General features: G+C 62.4%; 14 protein-coding genes. 10 read left to right on the forward strand and 4 right to left on the reverse strand.

Features of this window, described 5'->3' with window-relative positions:
• Positions 1-256 precede the first annotated feature (256 nt).
• From LWF01_RS05530 to LWF01_RS05540, 3 genes are read left to right on the forward strand one after another with little or no spacing between them, the layout of a single operon-like run.
• Complete coding sequence (locus LWF01_RS05530; protein WP_349640043.1) at positions 257-3112, forward strand: hypothetical protein; 2856 nt, start codon at positions 257-259, stop codon at positions 3110-3112.
• Entirely contained in the window at positions 3109-4194 is a 1086-nt protein-coding gene (locus LWF01_RS05535) for a hypothetical protein (RefSeq protein WP_349640044.1), read from the forward strand. Before LWF01_RS05530 ends, LWF01_RS05535 begins: the two co-directional genes overlap by 4 nt.
• Positions 4191-9779 carry a DEAD/DEAH box helicase gene (locus tag LWF01_RS05540; RefSeq protein ID WP_349640045.1) on the forward strand — a complete coding sequence of 1863 codons (5589 nt, stop codon included), beginning with the start codon at positions 4191-4193 and terminating at the stop codon, positions 9777-9779. Before LWF01_RS05535 ends, LWF01_RS05540 begins: the two co-directional genes overlap by 4 nt.
• Positions 9780-10136: 357 nt before the next feature.
• Here LWF01_RS05540 and LWF01_RS05545 read toward each other — a convergent pair whose 3' ends face one another.
• From LWF01_RS05545 to LWF01_RS05555, 3 genes are all read right to left on the reverse strand, one after another.
• Positions 10137-12107 (reverse strand): Druantia anti-phage system protein DruA, encoded by a 1971-nt coding sequence (locus LWF01_RS05545; protein WP_349640046.1) that lies wholly within the window; start codon positions 12105-12107, stop codon positions 10137-10139.
• Positions 12104-13555 (reverse strand): ATP-binding protein, encoded by a 1452-nt coding sequence (locus LWF01_RS05550; protein WP_349640047.1) that lies wholly within the window; start codon positions 13553-13555, stop codon positions 12104-12106. The genes LWF01_RS05545 and LWF01_RS05550 overlap by 4 nt, the downstream gene beginning before the upstream one ends.
• A gap of 97 nt (positions 13556-13652) precedes the next feature.
• On the reverse strand, positions 13653-14024 hold the full coding sequence (locus LWF01_RS05555) for a hypothetical protein (protein WP_349640048.1): 372 nt from the start codon (positions 14022-14024) through the stop codon (positions 13653-13655).
• Positions 14025-14787: 763 nt separating this feature from the next.
• Between LWF01_RS05555 and LWF01_RS05560 the strand changes: the two genes are divergently transcribed.
• From LWF01_RS05560 to LWF01_RS05590, 7 genes are all read left to right on the forward strand, one after another.
• The gene (locus tag LWF01_RS05560) at positions 14788-17418 is read left to right on the forward strand and encodes a hypothetical protein (protein WP_349640049.1); all 2631 of its coding nucleotides are present in this window, start codon (positions 14788-14790) and stop codon (positions 17416-17418) included.
• Between the two features lie 25 nt (positions 17419-17443).
• On the forward strand, positions 17444-18430 hold the full coding sequence (locus LWF01_RS05565; RefSeq protein WP_349640050.1) for a dipeptidase: 987 nt from the start codon (positions 17444-17446) through the stop codon (positions 18428-18430).
• Positions 18431-18494: 64 nt separating this feature from the next.
• The gene (locus LWF01_RS05570) at positions 18495-19250 is read left to right on the forward strand and encodes an amino acid ABC transporter ATP-binding protein (RefSeq protein WP_349640051.1); all 756 of its coding nucleotides are present in this window, start codon (positions 18495-18497) and stop codon (positions 19248-19250) included.
• Between the two features lies 1 nt (position 19251).
• Positions 19252-19896 carry an amino acid ABC transporter permease gene (locus LWF01_RS05575; RefSeq protein WP_349640052.1) on the forward strand — a complete coding sequence of 215 codons (645 nt, stop codon included), beginning with the start codon at positions 19252-19254 and terminating at the stop codon, positions 19894-19896.
• Positions 19893-20624 (forward strand): amino acid ABC transporter permease, encoded by a 732-nt coding sequence (locus tag LWF01_RS05580; RefSeq protein ID WP_349640053.1) that lies wholly within the window; start codon positions 19893-19895, stop codon positions 20622-20624. The genes LWF01_RS05575 and LWF01_RS05580 overlap by 4 nt, the downstream gene beginning before the upstream one ends.
• Positions 20625-20654: 30 nt before the next feature.
• A complete protein-coding gene (locus tag LWF01_RS05585; protein ID WP_349640054.1) occupies positions 20655-21512 on the forward strand; it encodes a substrate-binding periplasmic protein in 858 nt (285 codons plus the stop codon).
• Positions 21513-21588: 76 nt separating this feature from the next.
• Entirely contained in the window at positions 21589-22290 is a 702-nt protein-coding gene (locus tag LWF01_RS05590) for an IclR family transcriptional regulator (RefSeq protein ID WP_349640055.1), read from the forward strand.
• 17 nt (positions 22291-22307) lie between these two features.
• Here the strand turns inward: LWF01_RS05590 and LWF01_RS05595 are convergent, their stop codons facing one another.
• Positions 22308-23357, reverse strand: coding sequence for a LacI family DNA-binding transcriptional regulator (locus LWF01_RS05595; protein WP_349640056.1), 1050 nt, complete (start codon positions 23355-23357; stop codon positions 22308-22310).
• Positions 23358-23384 lie beyond the last annotated feature (27 nt).

Here is a 23384-nt window from a genome sequence, read left to right on the forward strand (position 1 = left end):
CCCCTGAGCGGTGCCGACCGCTCGCCCGTCCAGCCGGCGTAGGTTCGACGTGCCTATGCCTGTGCCACGCCGCAGTTCGAGCTATCGATACCGGAGCGCCCTATCGACAGGTGATTTGAAGGGTTCCGATAGGATCGTTGGATGTCGGCAAAATCCAGTCTGCACCTGCAAATTGTTGCGAATCTGTCGGTAGCCTCAGCCAGACTGTGATCGATTTAATGACGAGTTGATCGGATCGACGTAAGGGAACACCACGATGGCTGAAGTCTCTCGCGCGAGCACCTCGGAGACGTTGGAGTACCTCCACGGTGAACTCGACGTCCACTTCAGTGCGCTGTACAAGCGTCGCCAGTTGCTCGACCCTCCAGCGCCGGTCTTCGCGCTGGAGCACAGGCTCACAGATAATGACCTGGAACTACTCCAGGAGGCTGTGCGGTCGGCCCATCGGGAAGGGCTACACGCTCGGGCAAGCGGACACTCGTGGTTGCCGTTCGTTGTCCACGCCGCTGAGGTGGGCTACATCTACGACGGGGGCGAGTACTGGCCTATCTACGCCAAGGCGACACAGGGTTGGGTCGACAGCGAGTACGAGCGCGATCGCATTCGTACCTGGTTCCGGAAGTTCGCGCGGGAGTACGGCGGAGCAATCCCGCAGGGCGCTTGGGCCAACACCTTCAGGAAGATCGCGTGGCCAATCACGCACGCGGTGCTGCCTCGCTATCTCCAGGTCCAACTCGCGAAGATGTTGTCCGACTACCGTACTGGGTGGCCTGAGTTTCTCGATGACCCGCACGAACTCGGTGTGCGGCTGCACTCGTGGTCGCGGCGCTACAGTGACCGCCTAGAGAAGTTCTGTCAGAACACCGCGCTTGTCGGTCATGTCGCTGTGGCGCTGCTGCTCTCCGGGGAAGATGAGGATTCGCCCTACATTGCCTCGACCACCCTGGCGCGCCTGGTCGAGAGTCTCAACAGCGAACGACAGTCGCGACGCTGGTTGCATGACGCTCGCCGCTCGGCCAGCACCGTGCGGACACACAACTTCAGGCCAGCAGCCCGAGCGGGCAGACAGGGAGATCGACAGCAGAAGCGCCTCCCCGCTGCGACCGATCCCAAGCTGCAGGTCAAGCGCGAAGGTGGGGTCTGGAAGGCCTACGCCGTCCTGCCCGATCTCAAGTCACTCCAACACACCCTTCCGATCGTCTACGACGAACTGCGCAAGTACCGCGCCGTCGTCGCAGGTGCTCGTCAGGTCATCCCAACGGGTGGCCTGTTGTTCGCCACCGCGCCGGTGGAGTTCAGTTCTTGGCCTGCGCCGACGGAGCCGTTCCTGCGGCTCCAGCGTGCGTCGCAGGAAGTCAATCTGCTTATCGCGGATCAGTGCCGGATCACGAGCGGACCGTGGTGGGTGTTCCGGCGTGCGCCCGGCGAGCCCGGAGTTGAAGTGAAAGGTAAGTTTGTTCGCCCTGGCGTTCGGTACTGCATCGTCGGCGCGACGGAGTTGGCGCCGCCGGACGTCGCCTGGTGTCAGGCGGCTGACGTCGCGGTCGAGGGCGTCAGTGCGTACGATCTTGCCGTGCCCACTGTGCTCAGTGAGATAGATGCGAAAGCCCTGGTGTTGGCTGGACTGTCGGTTGTTTCCGATGTCAGCATCAGACCTGTGGGTGTGGTAGCGAGCAGTTGGGATGGCGAAGGCGCTGTCGAGTGGCTCGCGGGAGAGCCCGCGCTGATCGCGGTCCATGCTCAGCACTCTCCGCCGAAGGCACGGCTGTCGATCAACGGAGAGCCGCACTATGTAGAGTGGCCGACGCATGAGACCGAGGTATTCCTGATCCTCGACGGCCTCGAAGTCGGCACCCACGAGATTGTTGTCTCTATCGGGGATCCCGATGGTGATGGCCGCAAGGCCGAGGGATCCCTGGTCGCGACGATCCGCGACCCGCAGGTGCACGACGAGGGTTCCACCGCCGGCGAAGGCCTCCGGTTGCGCACACTGCCTGCCCAGCCGAGCCTGCCTGAGCTTTGGGACGGCCACGCGGTGGTCGAACTCGATGGTCCGGACGGGACGATCGCCGACCTGAGAATCACACTGTGCGACGGCTACGGTATCGAACTAAGTTCGTTCCAGCGGAGCCTACGGCTTCCGATCACAGGGAATGATTGGCGACGGTTGTTCAGCCAGCTTCGCCATGTGCCTGATCTCGCCAAGCATTACGATGAAGCCGACGTTGCCCACTTGGCAGTGAGCCGGGCGGGCATTGGCTTCGCAACGGTGTCGTGCGAGCGTGGCTTCCGAGGGCTCCGATGGGTACTGTCCGCTCGGCACCGCGAGGGCGATTACGTCGCCCGTTTGATAGATCGAACGGACGCCAACTCGGTCTCGATCAAGTTTTTTTCGGTGGAGCGTCCGCTGACTGCGGAAGAGCGGCCATCCGATCAAGTGTTCGTCGCTCCGCCCCGTGGTGGCCTGCTGTGGGCTACCAACGGCGAACAGGTAGTCGGTCAGATTGTTCCGCCCGAGCCGAACCAGCTACTCCGGCTCGGGGTCGTGCGGCCTTCGATACCGACCGCTCAGAAGTCGCTCGCAGAGGTGAGTACGCTCATCCAGCACCATCGTATGTGGAAGGATGCGGAACTGCCCGCTCACCCGTTCGGCGCACATGAGCGTCAGCTTGTGCTCGATGCGATCACGACCGCCACGGCAGTCATGCTGGCCCCAGGGCAGTGGGCAACCTTCGAGCATAGGGTCGTCGGCCTAGCGGTCGACGACATTGATCTCAACCGGGCCCAGACGCTTGTGGGCGATTCCCCGTCGCAACGCAAAGCGGCGCACGCGATCGCGGACAACTTGTGGCGCTGGAGTACTCCCGAAGTCCTTATCCAGGGCTTTGGCGGCGCGGTCTCTGGCCTGATGGAGGCAGCAGGTATAACGAACACAATGAAGGGTTCCCGCCTCCTTCTGCAACTGGCTAGCTCTCCTGGCGACCTGCTCGACTGGGACGAGACGGAACGCAATCGGTATCTACGCTGCGTCCTGACCGACCCCGTTCTGATACGCGCCGCTCGGTTCGCGGTCCTGGGCACGATAGAGGAAATAACGGGAGGTGTGGGATGAGCATCCAGCGAGTGAATCGCGACGAGATGGCTCTACTCACGGCTGGCGTCCTCGGTCTCGATGAGAGCGCCGTCGATCTTTTCTCGACGGAAGCTATCTGCGCGTCTCTGCGCCGCGCCGCGTCCTTCTTGTGTCCGGCGTCCCCACGTCAGATTGTCGACTCAGTACTGGATGTCCTGATGCCCTTGATTCCTGGCTTGAAGCGGCATGAGGTCAATGAGACGCTCGACGTACTGGTTAGTGCAGGTGACTTGCTAGAACTCCGTCCTAGCGGCGGTCGGGCACGGTTACTCTTCCTTGGCCCGCCTTCGTACGTAGAGAAGCAGCAGGGCCACTTCCTCCTAGTTGGCATCCGACCGAATGCCGGGCCGATTGTTGATGAGGAACGGCTCGGCAGGGCGGTGACCTATGAGTCCCACACCCGTTCGGTGGTGCTCGATCCCGGCGAAGCTAGAGAGGTGCTGGCGGCAGCTGGCCTTCATCGACTGACGCGAGAGCAGTGGACCAAGGCACCCCGCCATGATAAGGCAGCTACGGTTGTTAAGGAAGCTCGAGAGCGACTTGCAGCATCGCAGACGCCAGGTCAGATCAGTGGGTTGACGCTCATCGACGCGGCGGCACCGGTGCGCTACTACAAGGGTCGATGGCGGGAGCCGGCTCTGACCGATCAGGGCCTGTTCGTCGGCCGACGCCCGCAGGCGTACGGTGCGGCGGTCTGGTGTGCGGTGGAACTCGGAGACGGCGTACCTCAGGCTGTGCTGGACTTGCCAGTCGACTCAACGGTCGCCCCAGGGTGGGACGAGGCTCGCCGACTGCAGGCCGCGCTCGACGCCGAACGAGGCAGCGCCCAGGTCTTCCGGGTCCGGCCGACCGGCCAGCCGGACGGGGGCTACATCTTCGACTTCTTCGGTCCTCTGCCGTCGTGGGCCGAGCGGTATCTCGACCTGACCGGCCTGCCTGTCGCGAAGTCTCAGGGGTCGTTGTTCTCCTACCGTGTTTCTGACGGCGCTCAGGGCAACGTCAGGGAGTTCTTGTTCAATTCATTGTGGATGCAAATTGCTGAGGAAGTGCAGGAAACATGACAGCGCGTGCGCTCACGATCGCGGAGACGATCGACGAGATTCGGACAGCTCTCCGGGAGTACATAGAGGCGACATACCACGTCGGACACCCGTCGCTGATCCGCCAGCGGCAGTTGCTACTCGATGAGGAGGGCAACACCTATCGGGCGCCATTCTTGGAGAGTACCCCGCGCTACACACCCGGCAAGCACTTTGCGGACCTAGAACTCGACCCCGCTGTTCATCAGCTCTTCTCGGTCCTGACGTCCACGTCGGGCGGTGTGAAACCACTACTGTTCGACCCGCCGTACACACATCAGGCGACCGCGCTTGAAGCTACTGCGCGCGACGGTCGGAGCCTGGTCGTCACCACCGGTACCGGCTCGGGCAAGACGGAGACTTTCCTCCTGCCCATGCTTGCGAAGCTGGCGGAGGAGGCGGCAAACCGGCCGGGGTCTTTCGGCACGCCCGCCGTGCGCGCTCTTGTCCTTTACCCGATGAACGCCCTGGTCAACGACCAGCTTGGCCGTCTGCGACTCTTGCTTGGCGATGACCGCGTGACGGCGCAGTTCGACATCTGGGCTGGTCGTCCCGCGCGGTTCGCGCGCTACACCAGTCGCACGCTCTATCCAGGTGTGCGCAGCGCCAAAAAGGACCAGGTCAAACTCAAGTCGCTTGAGAAATATTACATCGCCCTCATCGATGAGGCTGCGAACGGCGGGTCGAGTCGGCAGAAGCGGGCCCGTCAACTGATCAAGGAGCTCAAGGCGCGTGGAAAGTGGCCGGCGAAGCCTGACCTCAAGGCGTGGTACGGCTCCAGCGGGCAGCGCTGGCAGAACCCGCAGACGGGCGAGTTCCAGCGGGCAGTGATGCTGCCTGACGACCCGGAACTCCTCACACGTCACGAAGTGCTCAATTGGCCACCTGACGTTCTCATCACCAACTACTCGATGCTGGAGTACATGCTGATGCGGCCGTTGGAGCGGCCCATCTTTGACGCCACGAGGCAGTGGCTACAGGAAAACCCCAGCGAGAAGTTCTTCCTGATCATCGACGAAGCGCACCTTTACCGGGGTGCGGCTGGCGCAGAAGTTGCCCTCCTCATGAGGCGACTGCGGGCACGGCTTGGTATCCCGGCCGAGCGAGTCCAAGTCATCGCCACAAGCGCGAGCTTCTCGGACACCGAATACGCCCGAGCCTTTGCCGCCCAACTCACCGGCAAGGACGTCGATGACTTCGATGCCGTTGTCGGCACTCTCGCCCTTCGCAAACCCGAGGCGGTGGGATCGGTGGCAGATGCCGCCATGCTCGCGGGCATCCCGATGGACCAGTACTACCGGGCCGAGGACGATGCCGCACGGCTTGATGCCGTCGTCAGCTTGCTCGATCACCGCAACACCACGGCCGATTCAGGAACGACGTCGAGCGCGGTGCTGTATCAGGCGCTCCGCGACTTCCCACCGCTTGCAAAGCTCGTCAACGAGACGATGAAGAAGGCTCTCCCGGTCAGCGATTTGGGGTCGCTGGTGTTCCCAGGTGCGAAGGCCGAACTAGCCGATCGAGCAGTATCGACACTCATCTCGCTTGCCAGTGCTGCCCGCCTCAAGCCTGACGAGGCCGGCCTTTTGCCGTGTCGTGTGCATGCCTTTTTCCGTGGACTGCCAGGACTCTGGGCCTGCCTCGATCCCGGCTGCGCCGTGGGTCGCGACGGTATACCGCCAGGCCCCATCGGCGCGATGTACGGCCAGCCGCGGGCCACCTGCGATTGCGGATCACGTGTCTTCGAACTGTTCACTTGCCGTCAGTGCGGGACGGCATACGCCCGCGCCTACACCGACGACATCGTGAACCCATCGTTTCTCTGGCAGGAGCCGGGGAAGGCGTTCAACACGGCGACTGGGCCCGTTGTCGAGTTGCAACCCATCGACCTGCTGCTTGAGGAGCCGTCCGAGGAGGTAGGAAACGCTGAGTTAAAGGAACTCGACCTCGTTACCGGCCGCCTGAACCCCCACGACTTAGGCGAGCGATGGCGCACCGTGTGGCTCCGCTACCCGCGCCAGGGAGAGCAGCAGAAAGACAGCGACGACGGCGACTCGACGAAGGCCGAGGTCACTGGTGAGTTCGTGCCGTGCGGTGTTTGTGGTGAGTCGGCCAACTTCGGTCGATCCAGCGTCCAGGACCACCAGACCAAGGGCGATCAGCCTTTCCAGGCGTTAGTTAGCCGTCAGCTCGACGTTCAGCCTCCAGGACCTCAGCGAGGGGACGACTTCGCCCCGCTGCGAGGTCGTAAGGTACTGGCCTTCTCCGACTCACGCCAGGTCGCCGCTCGTCTTGCACCGAACGTGCAGGACTACTCCCTGCGTGACGCTGTTCGCCCCATCGTCCTTAAGGGGTGGCATGAGCTTTCGAACCAAATGGTCGGCCCAACTCTGAGCCTGGAGAACTTGTATCTCGCCGCCATGGTGGGGGCGAGGCTACTCGGAGTCCGCCTGCGCCCGGAACTGACCGGCACGGAGAACTTCCAAGCCTTCGCGCAGGTCTCGCAGTCCATCAACCGGGGAGCCTTGACCGACGTCTCCGAGTTCATACAGCTCTATTCGATTCAGGATCCTCCACCACAGTCGTTGCTGCGGAGTCTCGTCCCGACCCTGACCAGCCAGTACTACAGCTTCCAGGCGCTCGGCCTGGCGTCGTTGCGTGAGCGCGGCAACCTCAGGGACGAGGCGCTCAGCGAGTTGGCTGACATCCCCGGTGTTGCGATGTCGCCGGACGAGAAGCTCGCGTTGATGCGCATGTGGCTCTCGCTGTGGACGCGTCCTGGCATCTGGTTCTCGGCGATGAGCCACGACTGGAAGGGAACCAAGGTCCAGGCGGTCAGCGGTAAGTTCGGCAAGCTGGCAAAGTGGCTGCCTTCGCGCGAAGCTCGCAGGGTCTTTGAGCAGGAGTGGCTCCCGATATTGCAGTCCAAGTTCTGCCAGAAGGTCGGCGACAAATACCAGCTGATGGCCCGGACCGTCGCGCTCGAACTTGATGACGCCTGGGGCTACTGCGACAAGTGCCGCTTCACCCAGCGTCCGTTCCCGGGCCAAGCAAAGTGCATCTCGTGCGGCGCGGACAAGGTTCGACCGCTCGACCCTGACACTGACGAGGTCTTCAAGGCTCGCAAGGGCTACTACCGCGCTAGCTCAAAGCGAGCGCTTGCGACTCCGCCCGGTGAGGTGATGAGCATCGTCGCGGCTGAGCACACCGCCCAACTGAACTTGTCGCAGGCCGATGATGTCTTCTCGAAGGCGGAGATGTACGAGCTCCTCTTCCAGGACGTCAACATCACTGTGCCAGCGCCAGGCGAACAACTCGAGGTGGCCATTGATCTACTGTCTTGCACGACCACCATGGAGGTCGGCATCGACATCGGATCACTAAGCGGTGTGGCGTTACGCAACATGCCACCATCCCGTGCCAACTACCAGCAGCGCGCCGGTCGAGCTGGCCGTCGCGGCAACGCCGTGGCAACCGTCATTGCGTTTGGAAGCGCCGATACGCACGACGACCATTACTTCCGCGAGCCCAAGGACATGATCAGCGGTGACGTGGCTGACCCGATTCTCACGATGGGCAACATCGATATCGCGAAGCGGCACGTCACCGCCTTCTTGCTCCAGCGCTACCACCAAGATCGGGTCCGAGTGTTCGACCCGAGTACTATGCCGGCCAATCTGTTCGAGGTGCTGGGCTCTGTCACCGACTTCCTCTCGGACGGTGCGACGCTCAACCGAACCGACTTTGAGAAGTGGCTCGGATCGAACGAGCGTTCGCTGCGGGCTGAGGTTGACGATTGGCTGCCGAGCGAGATCGCCGGGGACGCGCGCGACGAGGTGCTCAACGGCCTCGTCAAGACAACGTTGAAGAGCATCGACTGCGCCCTGGATATCGAGTCGGCAGCCGGTTCTCAGGTGACCGAAGCCGAGACCCCTCCCGCTGACGACGCGGAGACAATCAGCGACGACATGGGGACTGAGGGCGCCGCTGATGACGAACCAGGCGAGGACGGCGGCGAGGATCTCAGCTCCCAGCGCGCTCGTACCAAATTGCTCGACCGGCTGCTCTACAAGGGCGCCCTACCGCGCTACGCATTCCCGACCGACGTCGCCAGTTTCCACATCTTCGATGAGGATCGCTCTACGCCATATCGTCCGGTGTTCCAGTACGCGCCGAGCCAGGGGTTGACCGTCGCGCTTAGCCAGTACGCACCGGGCAAGGTCGTGTGGGTGGATAAGCGCGAGTGGACATCGGGAGCACTCTACTCCCCGATGCGCAAGGAACTGACCGACGCCTGGCGCGACCGGCTCATGTACTTCGAATGTCAGGACTGCCACTACGCAACACACATTCCCTGGGAGCAGTCAGACCGTGGTCGGACAGACTTCTGTCCGGCCTGCGATGGCGAGCGCTTTGGGCCTGGTATGAACTGGCTGCGTCCCCCCGGCTTCGCTCACCGGACGAACGAGCCAGCTGGTACGAGCCCGGACGACCAACCTGCGGTCTCCTATGCAACCCGAGCGAAGCTGATCGCAGACGGCCCTGGCAGCGACGAGTTGTGGCAGCACGTCACTGATCGGATCCAGCAGAACTTCGATCGTCAGACGTTGCTTGTGTCCAACACGGGCCCGCGCAACGAGGGCTACACGTTCTGCACCTGGTGTGGTCTGATCGAGCCCACGGCTATGCCAACGCCGCTGCTTGCGGGCAGTCACCATAGGCCCTTTCCGACTGACCCGAAGGACGTCATGTGTCCTGGGGGCCACGCTTCGCGAGGGCTGGTGCTCGGTACGGACTTCATCTCCGACGTGCTGCTCGTTCGGATGACGGTCTCGAATCCGGTAACTTTACGGCCATCGTTCTTGTCGTCGCAGGTTGCGTTGCGAACGGTCGCAGAGGCCCTGACCATCGCGGCGACCGCGCGGTTGGAGGTCGAGGCCAATGAACTGCAAGCCGAGTTCCGACCGGCGCTGACGCCGTGGGGTGGGCACGGGCGAGAGGCGGAGATCTACCTCTATGACACGTTGGCTGGTGGTGCGGGCTTCACGCAGCAGGTGAGTGAACTCGGACGGGAGATCTTCGACCTGGCACTTGAACGGCTCGAGACCTGCCCCGCCGACTGTGAAGAGTCCTGCTACCGCTGTCTGCGAAGCTTCCGGAACCGATTCGAGCACACCCATCTCGACCGCCATGTCGGTGCCAGCCTGCTGAGGTACCTCCTGTACGGCACGCTGCCGACATTGGCACCGGAACGTCTTGAACGATCCGCCGACAGGCTCTACGAGGACCTAGAGCGCTCGGGAGTGGAGGGGGTGCACTTCGAGCGAAACGCGATCGTTGACGTCACCGGGATCGGATCGGTGCCTGTTCCCATCCTTGCCACCAAGGAAAGCGGAGCGCGCGCGCTCATTGGGGTGCATGGACCGCTGACGCCGGACGTCGCGCCGACAGCGGAACTGCACCGCATCTCCCAGGATACCTTCGAGCGTGTGAAGCTCGTTGATGACCTGATCATTGCGCGCAGCCTGCCTAACGCTTCACGTGAGGTCCTGGAGTTCATCAAGTGACTGAGGAAGGTGCTCGGTTCGAGACTGACTTTCCCGGGATCCGGAGGCTGTGGCCGAGGATGCCAGCACTTTGGAGCTATTCGTCCATCAAGGAGATCGAGGCATGCCCCAGCCGATATTACAACGTGAAGTATCTTGTGACGCCTTCGGCAGAACGCCTCCATGAGTTGGTTCGTTGAGACCCTCATTGGGCCACGCTCTGAGGTGCTCGTCCGCACGGTCGAGACCGACATAGCATTCTAGGCCGGTCGGCGCGTTCGGTTCCCCGGAATCCGGCGAAGCCACGATCCGGACGACCCTGATCGTCTCGTGATCTCGATGGTCGCGACGACGTAATGGTACCTACTTGCGTCGTAGCTAGCGTGCCTGCGCACTAGACGACTGTGGCGCTGCATCGTCTTCACTCGGCAGCGGCACGCGCGCACCATGGGTCACCGGCCGGCTCAAGCGGTTGCTTCGCATCGCTTCCTGAACGTGCTGCTGGGTAGCTCGACGCAATGCCCAGCGGTTGAGCCACCACTCCGAAATGCGTGTGTCACCATCCGTCAGAGACACGTCCATCAGGTAATTGGGTGTGCTGTCGATCCCGAGGGAGTAATCGCGGAGGTTGCTCACGAGCGGGACGCCGTAGAGGATGCGCTCGCGTCCGTGCTTAAGGAGTTCATTCGTTGGCCAGCCGAGCGCGGCCAGGCCTAGACGCACCTTTCGGAGTCGAGGACTGACACCTTCCCCAAACAGACTGTTGACGCGGACCGACGAGTCATTCAGCGTTGAGAGCCTGAGCAGTGCTTCGACGGATGTATCGGTGAAGTGTGAAGTGCCGAAGGACCGTGACCGTCCAAGTTCGAAGAATCCCACGCGTGCGTCCGGTTTCCCGCCAACCACGTCCGCCGGCCAGAACAACCGATTGTACTGGCTCGAACCGGTGCCGTAGAGGGATGTAGTCGCAACGAGTGAGAGACGTGCTTCCCGAACGATGGCGCGCCCTGCCATCGCTGAGGCGATCTCGCTCGGCCTCGTGTACTTCTTGCTATAGGCGGCGAGAACGGTGGGCGATACCGCGAGAGCGCCTACGAGTTTCCCTGCTGCGAGCGTGTTGTAGGGCGCAATCGCACCGCACACGGTCAGGTCAGCGATTACGGTGCCGACTCGTTCGCCACGGGCGCGACGTGCCAGTCGCCGAAGGCGGGCCCGGGTGCGGCTGTCGTCGAGCGATTGCCTGAGACCGTCGAGAGTTGGTGTTGGGAGCAGGTATGCCCCAAGCACCATTCGGATGTCCAGCGCTTCGGCTAGCGCAGCTGATCGCTTGCTACGGAAGAGGTCCGTCGTAGCTCGGGCGATCCAGGCATCGTGCTCGATATTGCGGACTTCACGAATCGTCGCCGAACGGTGGTGGCGCTGCCGGTGACGTTCGGCATCGGCTTTGAGTCGGGCGATTGCATCCTCTGTCGGCTTGGTCAGGTCTGACGGTTGCAGTACACCGTCCGTCAGTAGGTCACCGACGTAGATTTCGGCCTGCTGTACTTGGATTCGGTGCGCAACCCAACGGGCCAGCTCTTCACTTGGCTTTGTGTGAAGATCCCGCAGGAATTGGTCTGTCTCCCAGCCCATCCAGGTATCGCGCTCGGCGATCTGCACCACAGGGCTAGAGATGGCTGCGAGACCGATGACCGCGTGGTGGGGTGTGGACGCGTCGCGTACGAGCATTGGCATCGACCGCCCCGGTACTGTGGCGTAGGCGTTCGACCAGGTGTGACGGAAGTAGCGCCAGATGTTTTGGAGCTTGAAGCCAGTGAGCTCGCAGATCGAGTCATCAGCGATCTGTACGTAGGGCCGGATAGCCTGCCGCCCCGTTGGATCCGCCTTGATCGCGTCCGATAGCTCACATCCGTCCCGCATGAGGTCGAAGATCGACACCAACTGATCGCCGTGCTGGTGTGCTCGCTCCATGCCTTGCACGAATCTGCGGACGCTAGGCTTGCGCAACTGCTCGTCGCGGCGGAGGTGCTCCTGCGTCCGGATTCGCTCCTTCTCGGCGTCACGGTCACGATGGGTTGCTGGTGGCGAGAACAAGGGGCCGAGACGATCAACCTTGACAGTCCATCCCTGGGCGACCAGGTCGATGGCGGCATGGGCGGCCGCGGCCAGCGTCGGCTGGGTGTAGAGATCACCAAGGTCGGCGGCGGACACCCACTGGCCGTGTGTGAATCCTGTTCGGTCGCTCCGGGTTTGCGTCGCCAGCAGCTTGCACAGGCGCAGGTAGCCACGTCGTTCGCCACGAGGGGAACCGCTGGGAAGGTTGAGGGGAATGTACTTGGGTTCGGTCATGACTTCTGCAGCATCCGCGCGTACGTCGAGCCCCACTCGGCTACCAATGGGTCGGTTGGATCTGCGCTTGCCTCGGCGCTGCGGGCGAACGCCAAGATGAGTAGTTCCACGGCTGTTCGAAGTTCGGTAGCCGCATTATCGGTAAGCGTCTGGAGCGGTTGGTAAAGTGACGTGAACGCCGGGTGGTCAACGTTAAGTTGTACGTCGAGCTTGTTCGCCGCCAAAGTTGTCTTGAACATGGCACCGGAAGATAGGCGTGTTGTGCTGATGCGGTAGCGCAACGGCCCGTGCGCACCACGACCACGGCCGTTGCGTAGCACGGGCTGGTCTGGGTCCGCTGCCTCGGCGATCCGACATGAAGCTTGAGCTTCTGCCTGGAACTTCACATCCTCGAAGGCTTTCCGTACGCGCACGTTGAGCAGACGGGCGATAGATTCGAGCTCCGGTTCTAGAGCTTCGCGTAGTTTCGCTGACGGACGGATTCCCTGCTTGTTAATTGTGATACCGAAATGCTCGTCCAGCACCGGCTCGAACTCAATCTCGCAGCGCCACCAGTCGTCGTAGTTCTCCTTGCGCTTTCCGCCCATGAGGTGCCACCCGTGCGCTATCTCTCGGCCCGCGCGGAGAATCGATACGCCACCACCACCGACGATACCTAGGCGTCGCTTCGTTGGGTTGTCGAGGCCGTGCCATCGGTGGACCGGCAGGTAGGTGAAGCGGACTCGAACACAGGCCGAGCCGCCGTCTGCGGTGTGGAGTTCGTACTCCATTGGATCGAATGCGACGGTCGCGCTTGCCCCTTCGACCTTGGTCGCGAGCATCAATGGGTCATCTGCCTCGATAGCCGTCCCGTTGAGGGTCAGCGTCAGACCATCGGTCAAGTATCGTCGGTACATCCTTCCAAAGTCGCGTCGTAGTGTTCGCTCGAGCCACCCAAGGCGTCGGTACTCGATCCGGTCGCAGTCTCGCCACGTCACTCGGCACCCAGAGGATGTGACGGATGACCCAACGTTACGAGCCTTGAGGGCTGGCACTTCGCCCGAGGTGATCGCATTGACATCGAGTGTTACCTCCAGCGCCGAGGCACTGTCTTGCCAAGCGACAACCTCAACGCGGCAGGCCTGGCTGAGCGACGCAGCCGGGAGACCCATGCCAAACCGGCCGAAGGACTCTCTCATGCCGAAGCGGGACGACCCTCCGAAGCGCAAGCACTGTTCAAGTTCCCGCCGATTCATTCCTGAACCGTTGTCGAGGACCCCGATCTCGGGATGCGTGGCACCCTCGGGGCGGTGGAGCGATATTGCAACGCTAGTCGCGTCCGCTTGGAGGGAGTTGTCGACCAGTTCGGCGAGTGCGGCCGACAGGCTCAGGTAGCCCAACTCGCGTACCGCTCGAATGAAGTTGGACGACACCATCAGGTTGTCGACGTCTTGGGGCTGCCAGCTCATCGCTACTCCTGCCTCACTAGGTATGACCCTTTGGGCTCGGGGTAACTCGGCAGAGGGTCTCTCGGGGCGATCACCGCGCAGACGACTCGCTTCATTCTCAGCGATCATCGACCGTCACCGTGATCCGCTTTGTCTTGGCGGGCTCGGTCAGGTCGATCGCGCCTTCCTCAGTGATCAGTCTGGCTGTGGGCATCGATCCGGCTCCCAAGTGGAACGACTCGTTCGACCTGAGCCAGACTACCTTGCCTGTCCGCTGGAGGTCGAACCTGATGAGATGGCGGCCGGTGCGCAGGGTGAGGACGCGATCGACTGCCTCGCTTGTTTCGACGGTCTCACCAACTAGTACGTCCACCGATGGCGTGAGCGACTTCAGGGAGTTGATGCCGAGCACCTGAAGGAGAACGATCCGTTTTCCGTGCAAACGTTCAAGGGTGGTCGTGATCTCGTCTGCCGTCTGTAAGGAAGCCACTGCAGCAGTTTGGCGCAGACCAGGGATGACCGCAAAACAGACGTTGCAGAGTCCAACCCATCAGGCGACGGGTTGGTCTCGATCGCTTAACGTAACCGTGAGGATTGCCGGTCGTCGCATCATGAGCCAGTAGGTGGTTGTCAGCGGCGAAGAGTTGCCCCACAGGATCCGGCAATACTCAGAGCCATGAGCCGCCTCTCAATCAGCTATGACGGAGCGCAAGCGAACTGCACGGTTCCCGTAAACAGGAGAACCGTGCGGCCACGGGAAACCGGAAATCGGCCGTGCCTCCCTCGCCTCGAAGTTCCCGAAAGCTCTCTATCCGAGGAGACCGGAGTTTCGACAGCGACCTGCCGATCGGGCTCGGAACTCAGCCGGCCTGTCAGCATGCGGTCGTCGAGCATTAGCACCCCAAGAGATGCTCCGGGATACCGCCGCGCTCATCTGCCGCACCGCCTGGCTTAGACGCCGACGTCACTTCCCGGAGGAACGCGGCCATTCCCGGCATCCAACAAACCCCATCAGTCTCGCGCTCGCACTTACGCCGAGCCTTTGATCAGCATGAACGTGCGGCCAGCCCGTCAAACTCCTCAACACTGCGCACCCGGCGTTTCTATGCCCACCAACCCGCAGAGGGTCCGAAAAAGATTCCGTTGACCCCTATTCATACCCTCGACGCTTTGCTACGCTCAACGAAATGTCAACAGTAAGTAGATCGACGTCAGATAATCATTGACGATTATTCGAAAGGTGTATGCGCAAGGTGGCACACAACCAGAACGCCTACTACTCCGATCCGGCGATCGTGATGGATCCCAGGAACCTCGGCGCAATGCAGCCGACCAGGCTGTCGGCCTCCCGGAGCTTCATGTCCAAGATGATCCGGGAGAACTGGCGGATCGAACGCGAAGTCTTCGAAATCGACCGACGCGGCAACGGGCAGGCCCGCTATTCGATCAGCACTCCGGAAGGGGCGCTCACCTTCCTCGCGTTTATGAGTGAACCGTCGAACAAGAACCGGACCGGTCGGATCATCGGCACCAGCTGGGACATGATCGGGGCGCTGATCGACGGAGTGGCCACCGCGGAACAGGTACGTGAGACGGAAGAAGAACTCCCGCGGCTATACGAAGGCCGTGCGACCGCCAACACCCTGATGTGGTTCCGGTCCAACCAGAGCCTGAGGATCTTCCGCGCGGTCCGGGCAGCTCTGGCACGCGGCGACCAGCCCGACATCAAAGACCTCCGGCACGTCGGCTACATCATGCGCAACACCGGCCTCGACGGCAACGGCACCTTCGGTACGACCCCCTTCGCCGCCATCCGCAAGGACCACCCGCTGAAGTCCTCGTACCACGCACAAATGCTCTCCGCATACCTGATGCGGGAACTTTCTGTCGACCTGGTCGAAGAACTCGCCCGTCTCGACGCCCCGGACACCGCGGTCTGCATCGATCCGTCAATCAAGCGCCTGATCGGCGTCGGGAACGGCTCAGCCCTCGGGCTGGCCATGCTCTTCTACAACCGGCCGATCCTGGTCAACTCCTATATTTCCGCCTACCTCAAAGTCGTCGACCACGTCCTCCGCAGCGAGACACTGGGAACGAAAGAAGACTTCACCACCCTGGAGGATCACCTCAACCGCACGATCCGGTACCGATCCTTCCTCACCACCTCCTACCGGTTCTTCACCAGCAACATGGAGATCGTGGCCGACCTGAGAAGGATCCGCGCGAAAGTCCGCGCCGCCGCCCGCGGAGAAGTGATTCCGGCAGCCGGTGACACCGTACTCGCGACCATCCACCGTGAGGCGAGCGCTCAAGTGAGCAAGGAAGCACTTCACTCCTTCAACACCCTGCTGATGGAACTCGTCCCGGACTACTGCGCGCAGATATCCGAGCAGTACCTCAACTTCGAGGAGAATCTGGCACTCGACCCTACGACTCCGCTGAACACGCTCAGGGAGGTCATCACCACCAGCTTCCAATGGGCGCTTTCCCTCCCGCTCAACGACGACGAGAACCGCGACCGGGTCTGGTACCAGTCCCGTGCCGCCGAGGAGCCGCGATCCGGCCCCCGGGAAGAAGTTCCCGAGGCGCACGAGCTCATCCAGAGTTACCCGCTGTACGTGCGCGAACTGCTGTCGGCTATCGATCACGCCGAGCACGGAACGACGCTGGGTGACCTGCTGTCGAACCATCCCGAACTCGAGTACATCACCCGGCTGGTGCTTTCACTGAAGGACAAGCCGTACGCCACGGCCTACGCCGATCCGCACGACACGGATTTCGTGCCGGTGTGGGTGATCCGATTCGTCAACTCTTTCATCCACGGCCTCGACCGCACCGAAGACCACATGGGCCGGGATGTCCGCGGTCTGATCTTCGAATCGGCCCCGTACCGGGACGAGATCGCCGAGGCGGACGACTCGACCTGGTGGTGGTCGTATGAGAAACCGGCGGTTTCCACCCGGACGGCGCACATTGCGCCAGCGGCGGGGGCAGCCAAGATGGGCGCCACCTCAACGGGAGAGATGCCAGCCGCGAAGGTGGTGCTCACGCCGATCCAGACGCCGATCACCCCACCCGAGGCGCACGACACCGAGACGATCGAGATGAAGTACCGGGAGCTCCGGCTGATGGCCGGCCGGGCGTATCAGGCACTCAACGTGCCGCAGGGATCGTGGCACGGTGGCCGGGAGTTCGTCGTCACCAGCCTGGTGGCGGACCTGCAGGCGGCAACCGCGTTCGGGGATCTGCTGATCAGCGCGATCGACCCCGATACCGGGAAGGCGCCGGCCTGGCGGGCTCCGTCGTACAGCAACGCTGACGGGATGCTGGTCATCGACAATCACGGGCAGAGCCTGCTGGCCACCGGTCATGTCCTCGTCAATCTGCTCGGTTCGCATGCCGGTGACACACCGCAGCGATTCGAAATCGTTAACGCGGTGGCCGATCACGCGCTCGCCGGCCTGCAACTGGAGCTGAGCCGGTACGGCATCAGCCTCGACCTCGCCGAGGCGGACGGAACCGGCACCGACGCGAACGGAACCGCGCCGGACCGAACCGTCACGCCCCCGACCCACACCGGAACCGTGGCGATCAGCAGCGACCCGGAAACCCTGAAGAAGGAGCACCGGCAAGCGATGTACGACTTCGTCGTCAACGGGCGCACGGTGGATTCCAGGACGTTCTGGAACATCTACTACCGCGCCAACGCTGGCCTCGACGTCGACACCCCGATCTCTCGCCAGCACACCGGCGGGACCGTCCTCGACGTGATCAAACCGGGGGAGCGGATCACCAAACAGTTCACCAGTGAGGAACTCCATCTCCTCACCGACCCCGACGAACTCGACAACCAGAACATCACCGATTTCATCGCGGCCCACTGAAACCACCAACCGAAGGACACGCGCAATGCTGTACGTCGACAGTCTGCTCTGTACGCCGCTGGAGAAGGAGAGGCCGGACAATCGTCCCGCCCTGAAAGAGCTCGCCGCCGGAAACGTCGGTTGTGCCACGGTCACCGTCGGGTTCTGGGAGGACGCCACCGAATCGATGGATCAGATCGTCAAATGGCGGAACATGGCCGAAGACAATGCCGATGTCGTCGAGATCGCCTACACCGCCGACGACATCACCCGGATCGCCGATTCCGGCCGGTGCGCGATTCTGCTGGGATTCCAGAACGTCGCCTTCCTCCAGGGCCGGCTGGGCTACGTCGAACTCTTCGCCAGGATGGGCACCCGGGTCGGCCAGCTGACCTACAACATCCAGTCCGATGTCGGCGGGTCCTGCTACGAACCGCACGACTCCGGCCTGACCAGGTACGGCAAGTACGTTGTGCGCGAAATGAACCGCTGTGGAATGGTCGTCGACCTCTCCCACGTCGGCAACACGACGACGATGGACGCCATCCGCCATTCGGCCGAACCAGTCGCCATCACCCACTCGAACCCGGCCGAACTCGCACCGCACCCGAGGAACAAGCCCACCGAGGTGCTCGATGCGCTCAAGGACAACGGGGGAGTGATCGGCCTGTCGGTGTACCGGAACATCGTCGGCGATTACACCACGCCGGACAAGTGGTCCGAACTCGTCGCCTGGACGGTGGACCGGATCGGGATCGAGCACGTCGGGATCGGAACCGATTTCGATCAGACAGGTGGAATGGCGTATCTCGAGTGGATGCGCCAAGGACGCTGGGCCAGGGAAACGCAGTACGGGGCCGGGTCGAAATCGAACTCCGGACCCCAGCCACGACTGGGCTGGTTCGATGATCCATCCCAGTTCCCGAACGCCGAGGCATGCCTTCGTGATCGTGGGTTCGACGACCGGGAAGTCGGACTGATCATGGGTGAGAACTGGCTGAATTTTTATCGCAGGACGTTCAAACAGCTTTGAGGGAATGATGAGTATGTCTCTGCCTTTGTCACAGTCCTTGACTCATGAAGAAGGATCCACGGTAATGGATGGTTCATTCGTTTCAGCAACGTCACTGACCAAACGGTTCGGCGACCACAAGGCCATCGACGACGTGTCCCTCACGGTGTCCAAGGGCGAAGTGATCTCGATCATCGGGCCCTCGGGAGCCGGGAAATCGACCTTCATCAGGTGCATCAACCTCCTGGAGGTCCCCGATAGCGGGAGTCTGCGGATCAGTGACGCGCAGATCGACTTCGGTTCCGGCCGGCCATCGAAGCCCAAGATCCGGAATGTGCGAGAGTACACCGGCATGGTGTTTCAGTCGTTCAACCTCTTCCCGCATTTCACCGCGCTGAAGAACGTGGCACTTCCGCAAATGCGGGTGCACCGGCGCTCGCGGGCCGAGGCCGAGGCTCGGGCGATGGAAGAACTCACCCGGGTCGGCCTCGAGAACAAGGCCCATGCCTACCCGGCCCAGTGTTCGGGCGGGCAGCAACAGCGCATCGCTATCGCACGCGCCTTGGCGATGGACCCCGAGCTCATGTTGTTCGACGAACCAACCTCGGGTCTCGACCCGGAGATCGGCGCGGAAATCCTGCAGGTGATGCGCAAGCTCGCCGCCGACAACATGACGATGCTCGTTGTCACCCACGAGATGGAATTCGCCCGGCACGTGTCGAACCAGGTCGCCGTCATGGTCGACGGAGCGATCATCGAACAGGGCAGCCCGGAGCAGATCATGACCAACCCGGAACATGTCCGTACCCAGAAGTTCCTGTCCGCGGTCCTGGGGCGCTGACATGGCTGAGATATTCGGATACATCGCCCTGGGCGCCGGATGGACGGTGCTGATGACCTTCGGGTCGGCGGCGATCGGTATTGTGCTCGCCGTGCCGCTGCTGGCTCTGGCACAGAGTCGATTTGCCGCGATACGCGGAATCTACAACGGATTCGTCCACGTCGTCCGCGGTGTCCCCACACTTGTGTGGTTGTTCATCGCCTTCTTCGGCGTCGGCGGGCTCGGGATCACCCTGAATCCCGTCACCGCATCCTTGCTCGCACTGTCGATGATCGCCACCGCATATATGGCTGAGATCTACCGCGGCGGGATGAAAGCCATTCCGGCAGGGCAGTGGGAAGCCGCTGGCGCCTTGAATCTCGATCGGGCCTCGACGCTCAGATTCGTCGTTGGCCCCCAACTGTTCAGGGCGGTTAGCCCGTCCGTGGCCACCCAGATCATCGGCCTGCTCAAGGATTCGGCCCTGGTCTCGACCATCGGTGTCACCGACCTCGTCTTCCGCGCCGGCATCATGACCCAGTACCACGCTGAGGGCCTGTACATGTTTGGATTCGCCGGCCTGATCTACCTTCTGCTCAGTCTGCCGATCGCGGTGTTCTCCAGAAACATTCACGCCCGGATCACGAGGAGGTACGCAGTAGCATGAACGACTTCTCCTGGCTTTACACCTGGCCACAACATCTTCCCGAGCTGCTACCCGGCCTGTGGACGGCGATCGTGATGACCTGTCTGTCCTGCCTCGGCGGGTACATTCTGGGATTCTTTCTTGCCCTGATGGTCGAGGCTCGATCGAAGATCGTCAACTACGTTGCGCTGGTCATCGTGGAACTTGGCCGCGGCATACCAATCCTGGTGCTCTTGCTTCTCTTCTATCAGGGACTGCCTCAACTGGGAATGCTGCTGGATCCGTTCTCGGCTGCGCTCGCAGCGTTGACGTTCTCCGCCGCCGGCTACTCCTCGGAGATGATCCGCGCCGGACTCAATGCGGTGCCGAAAGGACAGGTCGAGGCGGCGAACTCGCTATCGATGCCCGTGCTCGACACCTACCGGTTCATCGTTATTCCGCAGGCGTCAAGAATCTCCATTCCACCGTTGGTCAACCTCACGATCATCATTTTCCAGGCGACATCCCTGGCAACGGTGATCACGGTCCCGGAAATCATGCAGAGTGCGGGAATCATCGGTTCGGCCACCTTCGAGTACATGTCCGTCTACACCGCAGCTGCCGTGCTCTACCTGTGCATCACGATTCCCGGCGCCATTCTCACCGGCTACCTGGAAAAGCGGATGGGAGTCCAGAAAGGGCGGTCGAAGAAACTAGCACTGAAAGCACTACTCCCGGGAGTCGCCAGGACAACTCTCAAACGGGCCTGACCTCACTCACGTACTGACAAAGGAGTCATCATGAAAAGGAGTCTCGCCATCACCTCGGTGGCCGTGACCGCGCTGTTCTTCCTCGGTGGATGCGGAGGTGCGCCCCCGGGTGCCCCGGACGCGGTGGCCGAGGATTGCACGCCCCGGGACGAAGGACTTGAAACTCTCGAAGAGGGAGTTCTCACCGTCGCCCAGTACGAGTACGTACCGTTCTCGATGTCCGAAGAGCCGGGCACACTCACCGGGCTCGAGGGTGACGTCCTGACGAAGTTCGCCGAGCTCGAGTGCCTGACGCTGAAGGTGAACAAGGGCGACTCGGCCGCAATGATCACTTCGGTGGCCACCGGTCGCGCCGACACCACGTTGGGTTCGTGGTACCGGACGAAGGAACGTGCCGAGAAGGTGCGTCTCTCGGCGCCCGTCGTGACCTCACCGTTCTCCACTGTGTCGAAGGAAGGTATCGAAACTGTCGACGGTCTCAAGGACGTCGAGGTCGGAGTGGGGCAGGGGTTGATCGGTGTCGACGATATCAAGAAGGTTATCGGGGGCAAGCTCAAGATCTATCAGAACGACGACGCCCTGTTCGAAGACATCAAGGCCGGCCGCGTGGATGCCGCTGTGCTCGGGTACATCGCCGGCGCGCAGTATTTGAAGAAGCACGAGATCGAAGGGTTCAAGGTGACTCCGCTCAAGCCCGACGACCGTCTACCGGCCACGAGGGAAGCGGGTCAGACGAACTTCCCGGTGGGCAAGGACAACGAGCAGCTCGGCAAAGCGATCGATAGCTTGATTCAGGAACTCAGAGACTCAGGCGAACTCGACAAGATCGCCGAGAAGTACGACCTGGATCCGACCGTGATGCACCCAGGCGAACCGAACCTGCTGTAACTTTTGACGGCCGAAAAGGCCCGGCGGCTGGTGCTGCCGGGCCCTTTCCGGCGATAGATGGGAATAATGAGGCACTATGAGCCTGCAATCAGTGAGCAAGACGATCCTAGTCCTGGAAACGTTCCTGAAGTTTCCGGACGGCAGGTCAAGCGTGTCAGGTCTTGCCCGTCAGCTCGGCTGGTCAAGAGCGGCCACCCATCAATACGTGTCGACCCTCGCCGAGGTGGGCTGGTTGGTGCAGAACGAGAAACGTGACTACCAGCTCTCGCCCCGGGCGGCGGTGTTCGGCCGATTCGCGATCGAATACTCCGGAGTACCTCCCGAGGTGACCCGTGCGATGGAGTCGCTGGTGGAGCAGCTCAATGAGCCGATTTCCTATGCGGTGCTGAATGGCAACGAGGCGATCATCATCGAGCGGCATGAACCCAAGCGGCCGTTCGCGATCAGCAGGGCTGCCGAGCCGCATCTGGAGTTGAAGACCTCCGCATCCGGAATGGTGTTGCTGGCCTTCGACGCGCACGTCGATGCGAGCCGCCGGGAGGGTATGCAGGACACCCTCGCCGAGGTGCGGGCGAACGGGTATGCCCAGTCCCATTCCGAATGGTTGGGCGACGTCGTCGACGTCGTGGCCGTGCCGATCATGTCGGACGGGGAGTGCTTGGGTGCGCTGAGCGTGATAGCGCCCGCAGGGCGATTCGACATCCCCACGGCGCGCGAAGCCCTGTTGACGGCGCGAGCGAAGGTGGAAGCGGAACTCGGCGGGGCCAAAGCGGGTTAACATCCCCCTCCCTTGTCTCACCGGAGGCTGACCGCGGTCGAGCCGCGGAGGACCAGTTCCGTCTCCAGTTCATGACGGCGCGCAGGCAGGCGCTCCCCGGAGATCGCCCTCAGGAGCAAGTCGACGGCCAGCCGGCCCATCTGATCGTACGGTTGACGCATCGTCGTGAGCTGCGGGTCCAACAGCAACGCCGCTCGCTCGTCGTCGAATCCTGCGACCGCGACGTCGTCCGGCACTGACAGACCGTGTGCGGAGAGCGTGCGCAGCACCGGAGCCGCCAGCAGGTCGGCCAGGCAGAAAATCGCGTCGGGTTCAGCCCCCGATTCCAGCAACCGGTCGAGTTCGGGCACCGTGACGATCGACTCGTCGCCCGGCGATGACCAATCGAGCACAAGCTCCTCAGCGGGGGCCAGCCCCGCCGCGGTCACCGCATCGCGGTAGCCGGCGACCCGCTCCTCGACGAACAGGCCCTCGCCCCAATAGGGGGTGAACTCGTTCGAGGTTGCGCCGACACACGCGATTCGCTCACAGCCCTGCGAGATGAGGTGCTCGACGATGGTCCGGGCGCCGTCGCGGTTCTTGGCGCTGACGCTGGCTAGCTGGACGGAGCGCGAGGTGTCGTCAATCGCGACGACGGGGAGACCGATCCGCTCGCAGGAGTCGCGCGCCGCCGCCTGGTCGGGCACGCTCACGACGATCACCCCTTCGGTCGGCACATTCGCGAGTCCCTCGATGACCGCCTCGAGCCCGCCTTCGGTGCCGGCGATCGGATGCACGAACAGGTGGAAGCCCGCGTCCGCCGCCGCCTCCGCTGCCGACCTCAGCACCGGTTCCCACCAGCCCCACACCAGGTCCGGCACAATCGCGCTCACGGCCCGAAATGAGCCCCGACGCAGCGCACGTGCGGTGGCGGAAGGACGGAACCCGAGCTCGTCGGCGATCTTCCGGATTCGCTCTCGCGTTTTCTCGCTCACATCGGGTCGGCCGTTGAGTGCGCGAGAAACGGTAGCCGGGCCGACGCCCGCGATCCGCGCCACGTCGGCGAGGTTAGGTCTTGAGGTTGTCATTCGCTGCACGCTCTCCATTGCTTGTTG

The organism is Saxibacter everestensis (assembly GCF_025787225.1).
In the GTDB taxonomy this organism is placed as follows: domain Bacteria; phylum Actinomycetota; class Actinomycetes; order Actinomycetales; family Brevibacteriaceae; genus Saxibacter; species Saxibacter everestensis.